The organism is Burkholderia sp. Ac-20344, from assembly GCF_017104975.1.
Lineage (GTDB): Bacteria > Pseudomonadota > Gammaproteobacteria > Burkholderiales > Burkholderiaceae > Burkholderia.
The window spans coordinates 36759-55799 of the sequence record NZ_JAAGPP010000046.1 but is presented as its reverse complement, the minus strand read 5'-3'; the positions used below and the strand labels follow the sequence as shown (position 1 = coordinate 55799).

Annotated in this window: 12 protein-coding genes; 6 read left to right on the top strand and 6 right to left on the bottom strand. The window is 61.2% G+C overall.

The features are described 5' to 3' along the window. Positions 1–177 precede the first annotated feature (177 nt). The 6 genes from G3N64_RS16985 to G3N64_RS16960 all read left to right on the top strand — a co-directional run bounded on the left by G3N64_RS16985 (position 178) and on the right by G3N64_RS16960 (position 11382). Complete coding sequence (locus tag G3N64_RS16985; protein WP_205784964.1) at positions 178–5022, top strand: ATP-binding protein; 4845 nt, start codon at positions 178–180, stop codon at positions 5020–5022. Then, positions 5019–6548, top strand: a complete 1530-nt coding sequence (locus tag G3N64_RS16980; protein WP_205784963.1) for a hypothetical protein — start codon at positions 5019–5021, stop codon at positions 6546–6548. The genes G3N64_RS16985 and G3N64_RS16980 overlap by 4 nt, the downstream gene beginning before the upstream one ends. Before the next feature lie 682 nt (positions 6549–7230). Further along, the gene (locus tag G3N64_RS16975; RefSeq protein WP_205784962.1) at positions 7231–8271 is read left to right on the top strand and encodes a LysR family transcriptional regulator; all 1041 of its coding nucleotides are present in this window, start codon (positions 7231–7233) and stop codon (positions 8269–8271) included. Positions 8272–8431: 160 nt separating this feature from the next. Beyond that, a complete protein-coding gene (locus tag G3N64_RS16970; RefSeq protein ID WP_205784961.1) occupies positions 8432–8812 on the top strand; it encodes a response regulator in 381 nt (126 codons plus the stop codon). 30 nt (positions 8813–8842) lie between these two features. Then, a complete protein-coding gene (locus G3N64_RS16965; protein ID WP_205784960.1) occupies positions 8843–10741 on the top strand; it encodes a PAS domain-containing sensor histidine kinase in 1899 nt (632 codons plus the stop codon). Continuing rightward, positions 10738–11382 (top strand): response regulator transcription factor, encoded by a 645-nt coding sequence (locus G3N64_RS16960; RefSeq protein ID WP_205784959.1) that lies wholly within the window; start codon positions 10738–10740, stop codon positions 11380–11382. Before G3N64_RS16965 ends, G3N64_RS16960 begins: the two co-directional genes overlap by 4 nt. 163 nt (positions 11383–11545) lie before the next feature. On the opposite strand, the gene G3N64_RS16955 is transcribed toward G3N64_RS16960, so the two are convergent. The 6 genes from G3N64_RS16955 to G3N64_RS16930 all read right to left on the bottom strand — a co-directional run bounded on the left by G3N64_RS16955 (position 11546) and on the right by G3N64_RS16930 (position 19032). Then, entirely contained in the window at positions 11546–12874 is a 1329-nt protein-coding gene (locus tag G3N64_RS16955; protein WP_205784958.1) for an MFS transporter, read from the bottom strand. A 501-nt stretch (positions 12875–13375) separates the two neighbouring features. Then, positions 13376–14740 carry an FAD-dependent oxidoreductase gene (locus tag G3N64_RS16950; RefSeq protein ID WP_205784957.1) on the bottom strand — a complete coding sequence of 455 codons (1365 nt, stop codon included), beginning with the start codon at positions 14738–14740 and terminating at the stop codon, positions 13376–13378. 79 nt (positions 14741–14819) lie between these two features. Further along, positions 14820–16253, bottom strand: coding sequence for a catalase (locus G3N64_RS16945; RefSeq protein ID WP_205784956.1), 1434 nt, complete (start codon positions 16251–16253; stop codon positions 14820–14822). 102 nt (positions 16254–16355) lie between these two features. Then, positions 16356–17117 (bottom strand): SDR family NAD(P)-dependent oxidoreductase, encoded by a 762-nt coding sequence (locus G3N64_RS16940; protein ID WP_205784955.1) that lies wholly within the window; start codon positions 17115–17117, stop codon positions 16356–16358. Between the two features lie 57 nt (positions 17118–17174). Beyond that, positions 17175–17975 (bottom strand): SDR family oxidoreductase, encoded by an 801-nt coding sequence (locus tag G3N64_RS16935; protein ID WP_205784954.1) that lies wholly within the window; start codon positions 17973–17975, stop codon positions 17175–17177. Positions 17976–18270: 295 nt separating this feature from the next. Continuing rightward, positions 18271–19032: a glycine betaine ABC transporter substrate-binding protein gene (locus tag G3N64_RS16930; protein ID WP_205784953.1), complete on the bottom strand. Its 762-nt coding sequence runs from the start codon at positions 19030–19032 to the stop codon at positions 18271–18273. Between the last annotated feature and the right edge of the window lie 9 nt (positions 19033–19041).

The window sequence follows — 19041 nt, the reverse complement described above, 5'->3', positions numbered from 1 at the left end:
ATCCACAATTCGTCATCAACGATCGGCGCTTGCATTCCTCATGATCCCGTTGCTCAGATGCTTGAGGTTAACAGGTCGCCGGCGAAGTTAACAGCCCCTCGAGGGTCTTTTTGAACTGGCCTCTAAGAGATGTCGTCTTCATCGTCGGTCGCCGGGGGGCGCGCCACCCAGGCTGGAATGAGTTTTCAGGCCGGTGTCAGCGCATGGTTTGCTGCTCATCTGCTCAGCCGGACACCCATCGGTACTCGGTTCGGGCAGAGAAGAGACGCCGTAGTAGAGCGACTTCAGTTCGAGACGGGCCGGAATCTCGATGACATCGAGGTTCAACTCTCAGATGGAAGTCTGGTCAGTGTCCAGTGCAAAACCAACTTAGCGCTATCTAGTGCTGACGGGTCGGCACTGGCATCCGTAATCAAGCAGCTGACGAGTCTGTATCGGACCGTGTCGGCTACGCGGGAGGCCGCAACAGGCGTATTGGCCGTATCGACGAGTGCGCCAGCGTCGCTTGATGACCTACACCGGGCCTGCCGAATGTTTGATGTTGGTGGCACGTGGGCAGAGGTCTACGGACAGGTCAATCAAAGTGAACGCGGCGCGCTCGATATCTTCCGCGACCATGCCACGCGTTCATGGGCAAATGCGTCGGCCGGCCCGCTGTCGGACGCGGTACTGGCAGGCATGGCAGGCATGTTCCGCTTGGTGCGTTTTGACATCGAACCAGGAGGCGCGGATTGGCGCGAGGCGGCAGCGACGTTGCAAGGTGGTCTCTACGGGGACGCAGTAACGAGCGAGACCGCGATGGCGGAACTCCAGCGCATCGCCCAGGACCTGATCCGAAAGGGGGCGCCCTCTGACAGAAATGGCTGGCTTCGTTCCGTTCGGAAGGCGGGAATCGAAGACCGACAGTCGCCCGGGTACGACGCTGACATCGAACGGCTTCGGCAATGGACCGCGGCAGAGTTGGAACGGCTTAAGCGGCATGCCATGCTGGCGGGCGATGCGGAGATTCCACGTCAGTGCCTACAGGCCTTAGGCGACGCCATCGCCAACGGAAGCCTGCTGGTTATCGGTGAGCCCGGTGCGGGAAAGACCGGTGTGCTGGTGCGCTACGCGAGGGAGTTGTTTGCCAGCGGAGCGCCAACGGTATTTCTTTCAGTGGATGACCTAGCCGCAACCACGGATGCCCCCGCGCTTCGACGGGCGCTCAACATCGAGAACGACCTTCTCGATGTGCTGGGCGCATGGCCCGGAACTTCACCGGCTGTCTTGGTGATCGACGCGCTGGATGCATCAAGAGGCGGTGCATCTGAGGCGGTATTTGCAAGACTGATCGAAGGCGTAGTCAACAAGCTCGGTGAGCGATGGTCCGTTGTTGCCTCCATCCGCACATTTGATCTGCGGCATGGGAAGCGCTTGCGTGCGCTTATGCAGGGAACGCCCCCGGACGGCGAATATGCCGAGTCCGGCCTCGAATCCGTCCGGCACTTCTCGATCCCACGGCTCGTCGATTCCGAGCTGACCTTCATCGGCGAAGCGAACCCCACACTCGGCCGACTCCTATCCGCGGCGCCCGCATCCATTCGGGAATTGCTGGGAAACGTTTTTAACCTGTCACTCGCCGCCGAGCTGGTCACTGGAGGCCTGGCACCTGAGGCGATTCAAGCTGTCACCAGTCAGAGCCAGCTGATATCGCGGTACGAGGACGAGCGGCTCAGCAGTCATCGGTTGCGACGCGCGGCGAAGGAGGTAGTGGGCGAGATGGCCCGGCAAGAGCGCCTGGTAGTTAGGCAGGACCGCATCCAGAACGATGCGCTGGATGAAGTCATCGCTACCGGGGTTTTGGTGCAGGCACCGCAGGACCGCGTCTCCTTTGCGCACCACGTCCTGTTTGACCACGCTGTCGGGCGCTTCTACCTTGACTTGGATGACGCAGCGACGCTTACGGCACAGGTTGCCGGGCAGCCGGCGATCGGTTTACTACTCGGTCCAGGCCTTCGGTTCGCCATCATGGACAAGTGGGAAACAGGGATGGCAGGGAAGGAGGCTGCTTGGCAGTTGGCCGCAGACCTGGCTTCTCACGACGATATGGACCCCGTGCTGGGCAGCATTGCCCTACGGACAGTAATCGACAGCGTGCAGACGCTCGAAGACGTGCAACCACTGATGGCCATCATGAGCGACCGCAGTCGTCGGGCTCAGGCGGGGCATGTGCTTTCAAGAGCGTCGAGGTTTGTGAGAGTAAGTCTCCTCGCGCACTCCAATGCGAACGTCGCAATGCTCGCTTGGGCAGAGGCCGCGCGCGGCGCCGCATTGACCGGCGCTAAGGAGCATCTCGACGGGGTGCGAATCCTTCTGCTGACTCTGATGGAGAGAGGTAACTTCGATGACGCAGGCTTCGCTGCTGCCTTCGGTGCCGCTGCGCGCGCGATGCTCGCGACGATCTGGTCTGACGAGAGTCTGTCGGGATATTCGAGCAACGCAATCCGATTCGTAGCTCGCGCCTTTGAGTCCGATCCTGCAGCGTCGGAGCGGCTCTTGGAATACGTAATCTCCGAGCCCCATTTCTCCACGCACGCATCACAGGAAGCACCCTGGCTTGCCGAAGGCGCGTGCTACATGCTGAGTGCCGCACCGGCATTTGTGGAAAGAATCTATGCCAGCCTATTTGGCAAAGAGTCCCCGCAGGAGGGCGACACCTTTCTCGGCGGCAGCCCGAGCAAAATCCTGACGCTTAGATCAAGTCACAAGCAGGACTACGAACATGCTCGCTGGCACCTGGAGCAAGTGTTGCCGAAGTTCCTGGAGGCCTCCCCGGAGCACGCTATTCGCGCGGTGAGCAGCTGCGCCATTGGGCTCACAGCGGAAGAACAGGGGGGCGGAAGAGATGGACTGACGCGTGTGACAGTGCAAGGCGCCACAGATGCGATCACCATCATTGATGACAGTTTCTCGATGGAAGAGTGGCGAGAAGCAGAGGAGCACGAGGGGACCGAGAGGAGAGCGCTAAGGGTACTAGCGGATTTCCTGCGGTCCTGCTCTGGAGATGACTTCCGCCGCTGCACGGACGCTGCTCTTGGCGCGCCGGTATCTTCTTCGGTCGTTGCGCGACTGTTTGGGATTGCCGCTGAACGTCTGGGCGTGGCCGACGAGAAGCTCTGGCCTATCGCCACAGACGATGGAGTCTTGCTCAGCTGGCGCTTGTCGCGTGACGCCATCGCTTACGTCGCCGCTGCTCTGCCCACGAGGCCTGCGGATCAGCGAGTTTCATTTGAGAAGCGGCTTCTTGAGCGGGTCCGAAGTTCGGATGACGACACAAGAAAGCAATGGGAGTACCGCGCGCAGCGACTCCTGTCGCTGGTCGAGCCTAGCAACTTACTAGTGCCGGAGCTTGCCGCGTATCGGGCTGAGCTTGCGGAGCAGGGGGATCTCACTGGTAACCCTGCCTACATATCGATATCGACTGGTTGGTCGGGCAGCGATGAAGACATCGTTGACTCTCTGTTGCGCAGTCAGGGAGTTGACACACACGCTGGCCCGGATGGGACAGTCATGGAATCGGTGCGGTCACTGAAGCAGTGTCTTAAAGCCAGCGGCGAAAGCATCGATCAGGCAGGCGTCACAACGATATGGGCGCAGATACAGAGCGTTGTCAGGGCAATCGATCAGCAGTCCGGTGTCGCGGCGAAGGCAGAGACCCTCCATGCGGCTTGGGGTTACGTCAGCAACGCCGCTGCGCAAATTGCCGACAGCGACGCGTACAAGTCAGCAGCGGAACGAAATCCACCAACAGGTGAGCTGCTGGCCTTGCTGGATCGGTTGTCGGAGAGCCCGTATCCTGAGGTCTCGGGTGAAAACACGAGAACGATGGCCTGGGGAAACTGGGATGTTCGCGTGTACGCAGCTCAGGGTTACTTGGCTCTGGCCCGTAGGGGCCTAGACGCCAGCTTCGAGGCAAGGTTTCGCAGAATGCTCGCCGATCCGGTTCCGACGGTTCGCCACCAGATTAGCTGCGCGCTCAACACGCTCTGGGACGTGGCGAGGCCCACGATGTGGGAGCTAATGGATTACGTAGCCGAGCACGAAGACCATCCCGAAGTACTTGCGTTCTTTGTCAGTGGGCCGATGGGGAGGATGATCGGCGCGGAACAGGATCGATGTGCTTCGATTGTGTCCAAGGTTATCAGAGCGGCCGAGGCAAATGCGATAGCAAAGGAAGAAGGGCGGAGTGAACTCGCTGAAGCGGTTGCGGGCATAGCGGCTCACTTGTGGTTAGGCCGAGGTCATGCCACGGCGAAGCAATGGATAGATGGCTGGATCGCCAATCTTGCAGTCGGCCACAGATTCGTGGGGCGGCTGATCTCTGAACTTAGAGCGCCACTGTTCCTGAAATGGGACGAAAAGATCGAGGCAGACCGCGCCGCGAAGATTCAGAACAGATCGCGAGAACTTCTCGCTGCGATCGTAGATGCCGAGATCGCCGGTCTGAACGAGGCGGAGGCTTTGCTTCGTGAAGGCCAAAAGGAACTCGGTGTGCCACTCTACCGTCGCAGCGGTCAGCAACTTGAGCACGCGGCAAATCAGCTTTACTTCGGTTCCGGCGCTTCTTCTGCGACTCGTGGAAACTCGAATTTCTCTAACAGCTTGAGCGATCGGCATCGCAAGGCCGAGTTCATCGCTGAGTATGGCGACATACTGCAAAAGATCGGGGACACAGGAATCTCCTCGATCGTCTACCACTTGGTCGAGTTATATGAGTTCCTGGCAGAAGCTGCGCCGGAAGCAGTCTTCGACCGAATCGCGGCGTTGCTTCTTGGGCCAGCTGCTGGCGACGGATATCAGTTCGAGAGTCTTGCCGAGACCGCGCTGGTCCGCTTGGTGCAGATGTACTTGGCCGACTACCGATCAGTGTTTGCCGACAACGCCCGACGAGAACAGTTGGTGAAGGTTCTTGAACTGTTCTCCAGGGCTGGGGCACCGGAAGCGCTGCGTCTGCTGTATGAGCTGCCGGACCTGTTGCGATGAGCACCCTCGCCGAAATACAGCGAGTGGGAAGGACGCTCGCTGACTGCTTTGGCGCATTCAGTCGACAGGAGCAAGTTCTTCGCGAGGAACTTTCGCGCGCCCAAGTAGGCACATCGCCGCAGGCGAGCGATCTCCTGGAGAGACGGACACGTCGCTTTCTTGTCGATGGAATCCTGAGGGCTTTCGGCTGGGATGCTGATGACGCGGCGGCGGTTCGCGAGGAGGCGCGATCTTCGTCGGCTACAGGTGAACCGCTGTACTTCGACTATCTCGGATTTGCGAGCGCCGTTCGTACACCAGTCCTAATTGTGGAAGCCAAGGGTGCTGATATCGATGCGCCTCGGCCGAGGAGTGGCGCAGCGCTAAGTTCATTGGAGACGGCCAAGCTACTTGCGAACGAAATCGCAATCGTAAAGGGGTCAACTAGTTCGTCGCGCGTCACTGCGGGATGGCGAGGCTACCTCGGGGACCTTCGAACCTATGTCCAGTCTCTTGACGCTGCCGGCAGGGCCACCCTTCGCCGTGTCGTCATTACGACAGGAAAGTGGCTGGTGGTCTTCGATGATCCCATTGCAACTTTCGTTGCCGACGGATTGCCGGACGCAAACAGCATTCACTTCTTTTCCAGCATGGAGGACATACAGGCCGAAGTCGAGCAAATCTACTTGTTGCTTCATCGGCGATGCCTGGTGGACGACATTCCGCTCACAACCCCAGTCGCGGATGCACTTCGCTGGATGCGGAGCGACCATGTAGATGGATACCTTCGAGCCGTACTTGTGGCCACCACCAAAAGCGGGGCCAGAAGACGGTCATATCCCACGCGATCCATCTATCCCGCGCTAGCGATTGAGACCGGAGGTCGAGTGTTTGTAGTCGTTGACTACGACACACCCCCTGTTGAGGAGAAGATGGATGTCGATGACATCAGCTACCTTCTTCAGGTCATACAGGTGAAGGGCACTGCCTTGGAGTCGCGAATGCGCAGCGTGATAGGGGCCGCAGCGACGCCAAAGTCGCTGGTCGCCTTTGCCGGCCTGACTACTTCTCCAGCTGACACATTGATGCGCGCGCGAGTGACGGTCGAAGCGGGCTCTAGTGCGGCGCGTGCTGGTGTTGATCCCCAATTGAAGCGCCTCGTTGATGTCACCGGCGAGGCGGGAGTCGACAGTGAGTTTGTGATCATCACGGGCGAGGCGTGGTTCTACAAGCTCAATGAACCGCTAGGCCCTGAATGCACCTATCACCTTTGGCGCACGGCAAAGGATGGTGGCGTGACCTCCGATCTGGTTCCAATGTCATATACCACCGAGTCCTTCACGCAAGACGCCCAGGTCCGACACTGCGCCCATGGAGATCATCGGGCAGTGCGAGATCGTCGCTGCCAACTGGATGGCATCGAGACTCATCTGTGCTGTCGGGCTTGTGTGTTCGAGCAAGTGTGTTGGGGAAACGATCGGTCGCCCCTCCCTTGTCCGGCGATTCAGCTGAGCACGGTTGCAGTGGAGGGGCCGGCGGCGTTGTAAGGTTGTCGATCGCCCCCACGTTCGCCGGGGGCTCCACCAGCCAGCGGCTATCGCGTATCCTGCTGTTGGTACACCTTTTAGCTTTGACACTAATACAGGTTGGAGTCGTCGAGCCGAATGACTGCTTGCTTCCGTCTAGCGACGTATACCGCGAAGCACCGAGGGGCGGAAGACGCTGCAAAACGGACATTGAGCGGTAGCGTCCGAATGGCAGAGACGGGTCGTTCAGAGTCGTTCACTTCGTCTCAGAGCCGGCTTTTGCGGTCGTGTGCCGGTCGTGACGTCCGAATGAATGCGCCAGCGACATAGGGAACCTTATCACCATGGCACGATCGGCTGCTCAAACTCGGCTCTCGCAAATCGCGTGACTGCGGCCACGCGGCGCGGCAGCAGCATCGCCGGAACCCGAGCCGCCGGACGATTGGCATAGCGCGCTGATCTCGTAGCGCATTCAACAGGCCCGACTGCGGTCGGTTTTCCGGTCCGAATAAAAACGCGAAGACCTGTTCTAGATTTGGCCCGGGAATCCCAAGCGGATCACGATTTCATCGCGCTGCGCCAGCGGTGCACCTCCTAACACCATCGTATAAGGACCAAGCTCCCACGAGGTGATGTTGCCTGGGCCGACTGTTCTCTAGACTTCTGGTTAATCCTTCTACCGCAACGATTTCCGGAGAACAGCATGGACCGTACCCTGCACGCGATGTCAGTGTTTAGTCACGTCGCCCGACTGGGCAGTTTCACAGCAGCGGCTGAGATGCTCGGTATCAGTGCGGCGTCGGCCAGCACGCTGGTCCGGAGACTGGAGGAGCATCTCGGCGTGACGTTGCTTCAGCGGTCGACCCGCTGTGTTCGGTTGACCACGGAGGGCGAGCAGTATCAGGAGCACTGCCAGCGCATTCTCGGCGAGATCGAGCAGATGCAGCAGCAACTCAGCGGAGCGGGGAAAATCGCGCGCGGTCGGCTGGCCGTGGACGTCGACCAGGAGGTCGCGCATTCGGTCTTGCCGTTCGTGCCGGCGTTTCACGCAAGTTACCCGGAAGTGGGCCTGCGCGTGGACGTTGGCGGAGATGCGGACGGCCTGATCGCCAACGGCGTCGACTGCGCAGTCGTTGTTGGACAGCTCGCCGATTCGTCGCTGCGCAGCCGACGCGTCGGGAATTTTCACGTGGTGACCGTCGCGAGCCCGGACTATCTGCGTATTCGCGGCACGCCGGCCGACCCGGACAGCCTTCATTGCCACGATGTCATTCATTACACGCCGAGGCGCTTCGGCCCGGCCCGTGAGTTCCGCTATACCGTGGACGGCGCTGAGACGCGGCTCAAACTGGCGGAGCGCATCTCCGTCAATGACGTCCGTTCGGCCGTTCGCTATGCGGTGGAGGGCGTCGGCATCGCGCAGGTGAGTGCGCGCATGGTCGCCGAAGAAATCGCCAAGGGACGACTCGTCAGCATCCTCGACGAGTACGGTCCGCCGCCCCTGCCGATTTCCGTTCTGTATCCAGACCGGCGCCAGGTGCCCATGTCGATACGGGCGTTCATCGACTGGATTCAGGCCCAGCTTCGCGATCTCGAGATTGCGAGCTTCGACAGCGCTCCCGCGATCGACGGCGCTGGTGGCCGCGACGCGGCACCGTACTGGACGCTCGGCAGTGGCCGCAACGAGCCTCCGTTCCTGCCGAAGGTAGCGCAGCAACTGGTGGCGACTGCGCCGATCGCATAGTCCTTGCATGCAGCGCCGCAGCGCGCTGCCGTGCCCGTACCTAAACCGAAGTATAGTTTGCGCGCCGGTTGCCGGCGGCATACGATTCGGTCGAGCGCCCGACCTCAAATGCTCGCGTTCTCGATATTTTTACTGAATTGAAGGTCAAGGACCCGCTCGTATGCCGAACCAAGGTATTGTTTCCATCGTCGATGATGACCGGTCCATCCGCAGGGCCACGCGAAGCCTCGTTCGCTCGCTGGGCTGGGAGGTCAGGGTCTACGAGTCCGGCGAGGAGTTCCTTGACGCCGACTTGATAATGGACGTCGCGTGTATCATTTCGGACGTCCAGATGAAGGGCATCACCGGGCTGGAGATGTATGAAGCGCTTCTTGAGCGCGGGCCCGCTCCGCCCGTGATCTTCATCACGGCTTTTCCATCCGAAGCAACCCGCGAGCAGGCGATGAAGCTTGGCGCGATCTGCGTGTTCAGCAAGCCGGTGGATCCGGCGCAGATCAAGACGCGCCTCGAGGATATCGGCTCGGAGCGCAAGCGGACGTAATTCGGAAATCCGTCTTTACCGAGTGACTCTATGAATAACGACCGCCACGCGGGCGATGGCCGCGGCGCATCCGCGGACCCGATCGTTGCGCCGGCCGAACTCGCCGTGGCGCGCGCGTCGGCGCTCGGGCCCAATGTCGAAACGCAACTCCGGAACAGTCAGCGCGCGGTGTACGCGGTTGCGGTCGCGTTGGGGCTCGCAGTATTCCTTGTCGACGCGTTTGCGCCGATCGACGTCGCGGTCGCGGTTCTCTATGTCGTCGTGGTTCTGCTTGTCGCATCGGTCGCGTCTCAGACGGTCACCGTCGGCGTGGCCTGGGCATGCGTATCCCTTACGCTGCTCGGTTTCCTGCTGGCGCAGAGCGATCAGATAGCGGTCAGTTCCCTCGTGCGCTGTATCGTCAGCGTCATCGCCATCGTTACTGTGTCGGCATTGGCGTTGCGCAATCAGAGCAGCCGGGCGACGCTGCAGGATCAGATTGACTTGCTCAATCTGACCCACGACGCGATCGTCGTGTACGGGCTCGACGGGCGTATCCGCTTCTGGAGCAAGGGCGCGGAACGCATGTACGGATGGGGTGCGAAAGAAGCGTTCGGCAAAGCGTTCCATGAGTTGACGCGCACCGGTTCGGCGCTGCCGATCGCTGACCTGATCGAGAAGACGGTAGTCGACGGCAACTGGCAGGGAGAGCTCATGCGCACTCGCAGGAACGGCGAGCGCGTCGTGATCTCCAGCCGATGGATCGTCTCGCGAGACAAGTCGGGCCAGCCGATCGCGATCCTGTCCACCGATAGCGACATCACCCAGGCGAAATCGCTGGAAGCCGAGCTGCGCCGCCAGAAGGAAGAACTCGTGGCCACTGTCGATGCGATCCCTGCGATGGTATGGAGCACGGACGACGACGGGCGCCTGCTGTACCTGAACCGGCGCTGGATGGATTACGGTGTGCGCACCAGTGACGGCGCGGACGTCTGGCACGATATCGTCCATGCCGACGACATCGAGACGTTGCGCGCAGCGTGGCATCAGGCGATTTCGTCCGGAAGTCCGTTCGAGGTGACCGCGCGCGTCCAGCTCGGCAGCGGCGAGTATCGTTGCATGATCATCGGCGCGGCGCCGTTGCGCGGCGCAGACGGCCGGATCCTGCGCTGGTACGGCGTCAATACGGACATCGAGGAGCGCCGGCAGGCCGAGCAGGCGCTCGAGCGCTCGCGCGCGGAACTGGCGCATGTCACGCGGGTAACGATGCTGGGCGAGCTGGCGGCTTCGATTGCGCACGAAGTCACGCAGCCGCTGGCCGCGATCGTCACGTCGGGCGAGGCGGGGTTGCGGTGGCTGGACCATGACGTGCCGGATCTCGTCGAGGTGCGGGAATCCATCGAACAGATGACCGACGACGCGAGACGGGCGACCGAAATCATCCGCCAGATTCGCGCGATGGCCAAGAGACGAGACAGGGACGACGCGCTCGTCGACGTGACGTCCATCGTCGAGCAATCGATCGATCTCATGCGCCGTGAGCTTCAGAGCCACGGTGTCGAGGTCGCACAGACCTGCGAGTCTTCGCTTTGGGTCCGCGGGGATCGTGTCCAGTTGCAACAGGTCATCATCAACCTCCTGATGAATGCTGTTCAGGCGATGAGCGGTGTTGCGGACCGCAAGCGAATCCTGTCCGTGTCGACCGCACTGATCGACGGCACAAACGTGTGGGTGCGCGTTCAGGATTCCGGCCCGGGCATCCGCAGCGAGGACGCCAATTCGTTGTTTACGCCATTCTTCACCACCAAGAAGGAGGGCATGGGCATGGGCCTCTCGATTTGCCGTTCCATCGTCGAGGGGCATGGCGGCCGCATCTGGGGCGAGTCGCAAGAAAACCAGGGGGCATTGATGCAGTTCGTTCTACCGCTTGAAGGAATCACACAGTCATGAGCCACGGTCCCGATCTCATCGCAACAAACTCACTCGTGTACGTTGTCGACGATGACGATTCCATGCGCAAAGCGCTCGGCCGGCTGTTTCGCTCGGTTGGCCTGGGTGTCGAACTCTTTGGCTCCGCACAGGAGTTTCTCGATTTCGACAAGCCCGATGTGCCGAGCTGTCTGATTCTCGACGTCCGGCTCAAAGGACAAAGCGGACTCGCATTGCAGGAGCAGATCGTCGCGGGCGACGTGCAGCTGCCGATCATCTTCATTACGGCTCACGGCGATGTCGAGATGTCGGTGAAGGCGATGAAGAACGGGGCGCTGGATTTCCTGTCCAAGCCCTTTCGCGACCAGGACATGCTCGACGTCGTCCAGAATGCATTGCTGAAGGACGAGAAGAGGCGAAAGTCAGAGAGCCGTGTCGCCGATGTGCGTCGCCGCTACCAGACTCTGACGCCGCGCGAGCGCGAAGTGATGAAATATGTCGTGAGCGGCCTCCTGAACAAGCAGATTGCCGCGGAGCTCGGGTTGAGCGAAATCACCGTGAAGATCCATCGGGGCCACGCAATGCGGAAGATGGGCGCGCGAACGCTGCCCGAATTCGTGCTGGGCGCGCAATCGCTGGGGCTGGATCCCAACGCCGAGTAGCGGCGCCGATCGCGACGCGCGCGGGCGTCGCCGCGTCAGCGCAACCGAACACGCTTGCCGGCGCGATTCGGCGTCGGCCTCGCCCTGCGGATCCGAAGCGAACCGGAACCGCGGCACCGGCACAGCCGCTGCGACGGTTCGCGCCATCAATCACGGCCCGGGACTATCTGTTGACGATGTGTTTCGGCAACGCCAGAGTCAGGCACAAGCCCAGCAACAGGCACGCAATCAGGCAGGAGACGGGAAGCGCAAAGCTCCCGGACGACTGTTTGAGAACGCCTACCACATAGGGCCCGAAAAAGCCCCCGATATTGCCGATCGCGCTGATCCACGCGATACCGCTGGCGGCGTTGCTGGGGCCGAGAACCGCCGTGGGCATTCCCCAAAACACGGGCGGCAGCGAAAGCAACCCCGCATTGGCGATGCACAGCGCTATCACGGTAAGCCACAGATTGCCGTGCCAGATGAGGGCGAGTGTCAGGCCTAACGCCGCCAGCAAGAACAGTGCGGCGGTGTGCAGGCGCCGCTCTCGGCGGCGATCCGCGCTTTGTCCGGCCGTGATCATCACGATCATTGCGACCGCGTTGGGCAGCGCCGCGATCAATCCGATGAAGAGATCCCTGCCCACGCCGAGCGACTTGATCATCGTGGGCGCCCATAGCGTGTAGCCGTAAATGCCGACGACGTCGAGGAAATAGATCAGCCCGAATACCCAAAAGATCCAGCTGCCGAACATCGCGTTGTTGTTCGCCGACGCGGCGAGAGCACGATCTTCGGCAAGCGTTTGGACAAGATAGGCTCGATCGGCCTCCGTCTCATGGCGGCTTTGGGTGACATCGTCCTCGAGATACTTCCAGCAGAGAAGCGCTGCGACGAACGCCGGCAGCGCCTCGACCATCAACATCCATTTCCAGCCGGAAAGCCCGCCGATTCCGTCGAAGTACTCCATGATGAAGCCGCTCAGCGGCGATCCGATCAGACCGGACAACGGCAGCGCCGCGTAGAAGGTGGACAGCACCCGCGCGCGATGGTATCGCGGGAACGACTGGGAGATGTAATAAACGATGCCGGGCACGAGCCCTGCCTCCGCAACTCCAAGCAGATAGCGCATGACATAGAACTGCTTGGGCGTCGCGATGAAGGTGGTCAATGCCGAAACGATCGCCCACGACAGGATGATTCGCGTGAGCCAGCGCTTGGCGCCTACCCGCTGCAGGATCATGTTGCTCGGGACCTCGAATACGACGTAGCCAAGCGCGAAAGTACCCGCGCCGAATCCGAATATCGCATCAGTGAAACCCAGGTCGACCCCCATCTGGAGTTTCGCGAAGCTGACGTTGATGCGGTCGACGTATGCGGCAACATACGCAAACATGAAAATGGGCAGGATTCGCAGCGCGAGATGCCGCGAAATACGATTTTCCCGCGCTTCGTCGTTCGAGTCGTTGCTATCGACCGAATGACCGGATGCGCGCGTCGCGTTCAGATCCAAGAGACTCCCCCGTTGCGCGGCGAGCAAGGCCGCGCAAATTTATCGACATCAACGCCTGTGATCGTCGATATCGGATGCCAGCAGCAATTCATGTTTCCGCTCCACGCCGCACGGCCGTGCGTGCACTTCGTTCGCGTCGGTAACGAAGCGCAGGCAATGCTGGATGAGGTGGAAGAACGGCGACTTTGCCCACGGTTCACGCGAGGCGCCCGGAACGCGGCGCCGGTGTTGACGAAGGCATGTTTTTTATCAGGGCCCGCGATCGCGGAACTGCCCGTGCGGCACACGACGGGCTGGCGTTGCGCGACTCGAACTCGTCCTGAGATTTTACCGGATAGTGTCGAACGCGGGAGGCATGCAGCAAGCATTTTTATCTCGACGGCGACAACTGAAAAAGAAGTGCGAGCGCCGCCGCGACGCAAAGTGCGTCGTGGCGGCACGAGCTTCGGGCCGGCTCCCGCGTTCGGTGGGGGCGGCCCGCCTGACTGCAAAGGCACTCGGTTATTTGATGGTGGCGAAAAGCAGATTGAGCCCTTCGGCGAGAAGCGGGTGGGCGATGATGGCGTCGCGCACGGACTGATACGGCAGCTTGCCGATCATCGCCATTTGCACGGCCGACGTCACTTCGCCTGCTCCCGCGCCGACCATCGTGAAGCCGAGAATTTGTCCGGTTTCGGGCGCCACTAGCGCCTTCATGAAGCCTCGCGTCGTTCCGTTGGTGCGAGCTCTGGGCACGGCCGCCATCGGCAATTTTGCGACGATGACGGGCGTATTGCGCGCTTTGGCGTCCGTCTCGTTCAGGCCGATGCGCCCCAGTTCCGGATCGGTGAACAATGCGTACGGAATGATGCGCGCCGCGGTGCTGCCAGCGCGCCCGTCAATCCCGGCCTTCAGTACGCGATAGTCGTCGAACGATGCGTGCGTGAACATCGGCGTGCCGGCGACCTCGCCGATCGCCCACGTTCGTTCCGCGGTGGTCGCGAGCGCGTCGTCGACCTTGATGAAGCCGCGCTCGTCGCGGTCTACGCCTGCCAGGTCCAGGCCGATGTCGTCGGTGACCGGCCGCCGACCCGCAGCGACGAGCAGATGGCTGCCGTCGATCGATGTGCCGTCGTCGAGCTTGACGGTGACGCCCGTACCCGAGCGCCCGCTTACGCCGGTAATCCGGGCAGACAGATGCAGCGAGATGCCGTCGTCCTCGAACGCGCGCTGGATTTCGACGCTGACGTCCTCGTCCTCGCGAATGGCGACCCGCGGTGCGTCGTGAATGAGTGCGACCTCGCTGCCGAGGCGCCGAAACGCCTGGGCCATCTCCAGGCCGATGTAGCCGCCGCCGATCACGATGAGCCTTTTCGGCAGCACGTCGAGGTTCAGCGCTTCCACGTGCGTGAGCGGGCTCGAGTCACGCAGGCCGGGTACGTCGGGAACCGCTGCCACGGTGCCGGTGTTGATATAGACGTTCTCGCCTTCGAACAGCTGTTCGGAGCCGTCGCCGGCCCGAACGAGGATACGTCGCGGCGCGACAAACCGGCCCGAACCGATCACGAGATCGAGGCCCGACTGTTCGAAAGCGCGACGGTTGATATCGACCATGCCATCGACGACTGCACGTACGTTCGCGTGCACGCCCGCCATGTCTGCAAGGTGGTGCGCATCGCCGGACGCCGCTCGCCACGCATGCATGTTGCGGGCATTCTGAATCAACGTTTTGCTCGGGATGCACGCGACGTTGATGCACGAACCGCCGATCATGCCGCGTTCGATGATCGCGACGCGCTTGCCGCTTCGGGCGAGATCCATCGCCAGGGATTTTCCGCCCTTGCCGCCGCCGAGGAACAGATATTCGTACTTCTTCGCGCTTTCCATAACGTTACTCCTTAGATGATTCGAGAGACGAATTCGCAAGGTCGACGCGCGACGTCCGCACGACGCGCGCCCGGCGGTCCTAGTCGGTCCAGATGGCGGTGCGGACACCAGCCGCATACGCCGGATCGATGCGCTCGAAATGCGCGAGCACTCTGTCGATCACGTCCTGCGGCACGCCGTTGATCGCCCGCCCGATGTTGCCGAACAGTCGCTCCTTCTGGTCGGCGCTGAACAGGCGGAACAGTGCGCGCGGCTGGCTGTAATAGTCGTCATCGTCACGATGGTCGTAACGGTCGACCGTGCCCGCCTGCACCGGCGGTTCGGCCGCTGCCGGATCCGCGGCGAAATCGCCTTGACGGCTGGGTTCGTAGTTCACGGTGCCGCCGAGGTTGCCGTCGACGCGCATCGCGCCATCGCGATGGAACGAGTGAAATGGGCAGCGCGGCGCGTTGACGGGAATCTGGTGATGATTGATGCCGAGGCGGTAGCGCTGCGCGTCGCCGTACGAAAACAGGCGCCCTTGAAGCAAGCGGTCCGGCGAAAACCCGATTCCGGGTACGACGTTAGCCGGTGTGAACGCAGCCTGCTCGACGTCGGCGAAATAGTTTTCCGAGTTCCGGTTCAGCTCGATCGTTCCCACGTCGATCAGCGGGTAATCCTTGTGCGGCCAGACTTTGGTGATGTCGAACGGGTTGTACGGCACCTTCGATGCGTCCGCTTCCGGCATTACCTGGATGCGGAAATGCCATTTGGGGAAGTTACCGTGTTCGATCGCCTCGTAAAGATCGCGCTGTGCGGACTCCCGGTCCTGACCGACCACCCGAGCGGCCTCCGCATCCGTATAGTTCTCGATGCCCTGCGCGGACTTGAAATGGAACTTCACGTAGAAGCGTTCGTTGTCGGCATTGACGAACGAGAACGTGTGCGAGCCGAAGCCGTGCATTTGCCGATAGTTCTTCGGGATGCCGCGATCGCTCATCAGGATCGTGACCTGATGAAGCGACTCGGGATGGCGTGCCCAGAAATCCCATACGGCGACGTTATTGCGCATGTTCGTACGCGGATCGCGCTTTTGCGTGTGGATGAAATCCGGAAACTTGAGCGGGTCTCGCACGAAGAACACGGGCGTGTTGTTGCCGACGATGTCCCAGTTTCCTTCCTCCGTGTAGAACTTGATCGAGAAGCCGCGCACGTCGCGCTCCGCGTCGGCGGCGCCGCGCTCGCCCGCGACCGTCGAAAAACGCATGAAAATCGGCGTTTCCTTGCCAACCTGGTCAAAGACCCGGGCCTTCGTGTAGCGCGAAATGTCGTGCGTGACTTTCAGCGTTCCAAAGGCACCCGATCCCTTTGCGTGTACGCGACGCTCGGGAATCACCTCGCGGTCGAAATGGGCCAGCTTTTCAACGAGCCACATGTCCTGCAGTACGACCGGGCCACGAACGCCGGCGGTCATCGAGTTCTGGTTGTCGGATACGGGGGCGCCAGCGGCGGTCGTCAGACGCTTGTCGGACATTTTCGTAAACCTCAAGTCGTTGGTTGGTCAGTGACTGATTGAATTGCAGGGTGGGAAGGCGATGCCGCAGCGCCGCCCTCCGGTTTCGTTCTCTACGGCGCCTCAGGCTACCGGAATGGGGTTCTCGACGAGCGCCTGATTGAACTGATCGACGAACGCATACTCGTCGGGGCCGACGTTGTTACGCAGCGGCTGCGCCATCTCGACCACGACTTCCGTCGTCGCGGTTTCGAGACGCTGGATCGTCTCGGCGATGAAGGCGTCCAGCGGCATTGCTCGCGGATCACCGCTCTTGTGGATCAGATCCGTGTCGACCCACGGCGGGGCGATTTCCAGCACACGGACACTCGTGTTGCGCAACGCAAAGCGTTGCGACATCGTGTACGAGTGAATGGCCGCCTTCGTCGCGGAGTAGAGCGCCGTGGCAGCAAGCGGAACGAACGCCAGAACGGAGCTGTTGTTGATGATGAACGATTCGGGTTGCGCCTTCAGATGTTCGACGAGCGCCGCGCTGACACGCACGGGACCGAGCAGGTTCGTGTTCACGAGCCGAACGGCTTGCGCGTCGTCCAGCGCACCGCCAGCGTCATCGAACGGCATGATGCCCGCGTTGTTGATCACGACGTTCAGCGTCGGATAATCCGCGATCAGCTGTCGCGCGACACGCTCGATCTGCGCGGGGTCGCCCACGTCCAGCTCTACGGTGTCGATACCCGGATTGGCCTGAGCGATCTCGTCCAGCAACGCCTTGCGACGCCCCGCGACGATGACTTTGTTGCCACGCTTGTGAAGGCTTTCTGCGAAAGCGCGGCCGATACCCGACGTGCCGCCGGTGATGAAGACAGTATTTCCGGTGAGTTTCATGATCGAAGTTCCTTTGAATGGACGACTGGAGCGGTTGCGAAAAGTGGTTTGCTGCGCTTACTGCGCGACGGCGTAACGCGCCGCGGGGGTATTGCTCGAGAGATGGGGAATCATGACGCGGCGGGCGGCGTCGTATGCGGCCCATTCTTCTGCTGCGTGCAGGGATGGAATCGTGACGAGTTCCTGACGGTCGAAGCCGGTCAGCGCCGCGTCGACCATATCGGAAGCCGACATGACGATCTCCTTCGGGAGGTTGTCCAGCGGGAGCCCGCCGATCTCCCAGAATTCCGTCGCCGTAGCGCCCGGGAGAACGGCCTGGACCTGCACGCCTTTGTCTGCCAGTTCGTGATGAAGCGATTGGCTGAAAGCGAGCGTGAATGCCTTGCTTCCGCCATACACGCCGTTCAGCAGCTCGGGCCCGATCGCAACGATGGACGAGATGTTGATGATTGCGCCGTGGCCGCGAGCGACGAAGCCCGGTGCTGCTGCATAGGTGAGGCGCGTCAGCGCCGTGACATTGAGATCGATCATGCGCGTCATTGCGTCGACGTCGCTTTCAAGCAGCGGTTTGTGCGTGCCGACACCGGCATTGTTCACGAGCAGCGTGATGCTCGCATCCGTGCGCAGCTTCGCTTCGATGGCGGCCAGCGCGCGCGAATCGCCGAGATCCGCAGCGATCACTTCGACACTGCGCTGCGTGTCGTCGGTAAGGCGTTTCGCAAATGCGTCGAGCCGGTCCTTGTTGCGTGCAACGAGGACGAGATCGAATCCCCGGCGTGCGAGTCGTTCGGCATAGACCGCACCGATACCCGACGATGCGCCCGTGATCAGTGCGGTGCCTTTGTGTGCTTGCGTCATGATGTTGTTCCGTCAATGGTTACGAAGTGAATGACATATGCCGGGAAACGCCGAGCCGGTTGCGTAATCTCAGCCGGCTCGTTTCAGTCTTCCATTTCTCGGCGATTGCGATGTAGTGCGATGCAGTTTATTGGCGAGGCGACGTGTCGATCAACGCGCTCCGCCCATAAAGTCATTTCACCTACTCCGAATATTCGTTCTCGCGAACTGCATTACGGCCGTTGGCATTCGCGACGGTTCTGGTCGATACGTGTCATCCAGGCGCTCGTCGCCGACGGTGCTCGCTCGTGGCGCCTCAGTTCGTTCGAGGTGAACCGGTGCGTGAGAGGACATGGTCCAGACGGCTCGTTTCCCGATTGCCGAGGCTGAGATTGCGCAGTTCGGACAATGCGGCCAACGGGATCGCGTCAAGCGACGCGTTCCTGACGATCAATGTGGCGTCGTCCGTGCCGCCGAGCAGACCCTTCGGGTCCTTGAGTTCGCGAATGGTGTATTGCTCGTGCAGATACTGCGGAGTCCAAAGCGGGACAACGACCCACCGACGTGCTTCGACGGCCTCCTCGAAGGCGCGTACACAATCGTCGAGCGTGCCGTTCTCGAAGTGATACCCTGCGTCCGCCAGGCCGTACTGCGCGACGATTTCGCGGGAAAATCTGCTGATGCCCGCGCCGGGATTGATGCCCTGAATCCGCTTCACCATCCGCGACGCCACATCCGGCCGTTTCAGATCGGAGATGGAGCTCACCGCGCTTTCGGGCACATAGTCGGGTACGCCCCACAGTGCATATGGCCGATAAAGGACGGTGATTTTGTGCACGTCCTGCTCGAACGGAGCGAGGTAGAGACTATGACTGCTCGGGAGCCACGCGCTGCTCAGCATGTCGGCTTGCCCTTCCCGCAGAATCCGGAAGGCTTCTTCGTGCGGTGCGAATATTTCGTCGACCGTTACGCCATGCTCGTTCAATATCCGCCGCACGACGCCGGAGGCCGCGCGATGGAACGACAGGTCGATGGTAACGAGCGTGAGTCTGGGTTGAGTCGGGTCGAGATCGACCATGGCATTCTC

Excerpts from the sequence above, each read along its gene's own strand:
- G3N64_RS16970 (WP_205784961.1), top strand. The coding sequence starts at position 8,432 with ATGCCGAACCAAGGTATTGTTTCCATCGTCGATGATGACCGGTCCATC.
- G3N64_RS16980 (WP_205784963.1), top strand. The coding sequence starts at position 5,019 with ATGAGCACCCTCGCCGAAATACAGCGAGTGGGAAGGACGCTCGCTGAC.
- G3N64_RS16965 (WP_205784960.1), top strand. The coding sequence starts at position 8,843 with ATGAATAACGACCGCCACGCGGGCGATGGCCGCGGCGCATCCGCGGAC.
- G3N64_RS16975 (WP_205784962.1), top strand. The coding sequence starts at position 7,231 with ATGGACCGTACCCTGCACGCGATGTCAGTGTTTAGTCACGTCGCCCGA.
- G3N64_RS16960 (WP_205784959.1), top strand. The coding sequence starts at position 10,738 with ATGAGCCACGGTCCCGATCTCATCGCAACAAACTCACTCGTGTACGTT.
- G3N64_RS16930 (WP_205784953.1), bottom strand. The coding sequence starts at position 19,032 with ATGGTCGATCTCGACCCGACTCAACCCAGACTCACGCTCGTTACCATC.
- G3N64_RS16935 (WP_205784954.1), bottom strand. The coding sequence starts at position 17,975 with ATGACGCAAGCACACAAAGGCACCGCACTGATCACGGGCGCATCGTCG.
- G3N64_RS16940 (WP_205784955.1), bottom strand. The coding sequence starts at position 17,117 with ATGAAACTCACCGGAAATACTGTCTTCATCACCGGCGGCACGTCGGGT.
- G3N64_RS16950 (WP_205784957.1), bottom strand. The coding sequence starts at position 14,740 with ATGGAAAGCGCGAAGAAGTACGAATATCTGTTCCTCGGCGGCGGCAAG.
- G3N64_RS16945 (WP_205784956.1), bottom strand. The coding sequence starts at position 16,253 with ATGTCCGACAAGCGTCTGACGACCGCCGCTGGCGCCCCCGTATCCGAC.
- G3N64_RS16985 (WP_205784964.1), top strand. The coding sequence starts at position 178 with ATGAGTTTTCAGGCCGGTGTCAGCGCATGGTTTGCTGCTCATCTGCTC.